Below are 1193 nucleotides of genomic sequence, written 5' to 3'. Positions count from 1 at the left end.
CAAACACAACACTCATATTAACCGGGCGTGTCTCATGTTCTCCAAAACTTGCTACTGAAACATCACGCATATGAATGTGTGTATGGGGAAAGGCGAGCTTATGATGAACCCGTATATCCTTTGCTCTCACGCCCAAACGTTCGGCGAGCTTCAACCTTTGCTGGTCTTTAAGCATATACCCCCATATGATCGTCATATCACCATGCCAACTCTCCTCCTGATTTTCTGCATTAAAAATCGTAAAGGTTTGACCTCTATGATCATGCTTTCTCATAGCGTCATTTTGAAAAGTACCCAAATAACGAAAGCGGTCTATCTCGCGGTCATCATCAACACCACGCAAAAAAACGCCACGCAAATCGGGAACATGAAACTTGCTATAATCATCAATGCTCCCCCACCTGATCCCTATCGCTTCATAAAGAGCCCTATACTCACTGCGCAAATAAGCCTTTCCATCACATAACAACCAGCCTTTCGGTAAAACTTGCATCCCAAAAGCCCCTATTGTCCCTGGTGGACAAACAGGTATAACCGGTCCTTGCGGTAAAGAAACCGGCGTAGGGTTCAAAACCTGCCAACCAGTTCCATTATAAATCAAGCTATAAATGCATCCCTTTTGAAACTCCCCTCCCGATAAAGCACGAATGCCTAATTCTGTTGCCTTATAAACAGGTTGAGCGGCTAAAGCATTCAAAGCAATTGTGGTTACCCCAACATTCTTACCCTTCGCTTTAAAACAAAGCGCTATCCCATTCCTATACGCTAAAAATGCCGTTTGACTTTCAAGTCTTATCAACGTTGTCTGTTGTTCAGTATCAACCGTAAAAGTGCTTTCAATCACACCACTCGTATCCGATAAATATTCACGCACACGCTGCATCATCACACGAGCGCTGTTATTCACGCTGCTTGGACGCTGCCCTTCTGACCAATCAATTAAAGCATCACAACGCGTATTATCCGCCGCTCTAAGCGACCAATCATAGATCGTTGACATCTCAACCTCATGTCTTAATCGCAAATAGGACAGAAACATTCACGGGGCGCGTCTCTCCTTCTCCCGTGCTTTTCAAAACAACATTCTCCCCTTCATCAAGGGTATAGGGCTCTACAATATAGCCCCCTAAATTCTCACGCTCTATGCCCATAAAATTCGCTAAAGAACCACCCCCAAACAAGCCTAGACGATA

The 1193-nt window shown here is 44.5% G+C and carries 1 protein-coding gene and 1 pseudogene; both read right to left on the bottom strand.

The window, feature by feature from the left end:
- Nucleotides 1-1000, bottom strand: a 1000-nt coding sequence (locus ACFIMW_RS09290) for a phage tail protein (RefSeq protein WP_375617395.1), incomplete at its 3' end; no start/stop codon positions are given.
- Between the two features lie 7 nt (nt 1001-1007).
- Nucleotides 1008-1193, bottom strand: a pseudogene (locus ACFIMW_RS09285) (phage tail protein); the annotation flags it as partial.

Source organism: Bartonella sp. AC329YNZD (genome assembly GCF_042196685.1).
GTDB lineage: Bacteria > Pseudomonadota > Alphaproteobacteria > Rhizobiales > Rhizobiaceae > Bartonella.
Note: the sequence above shows the minus strand (reverse complement) of the source record. Positions and strands in the feature narration are given on the sequence as shown.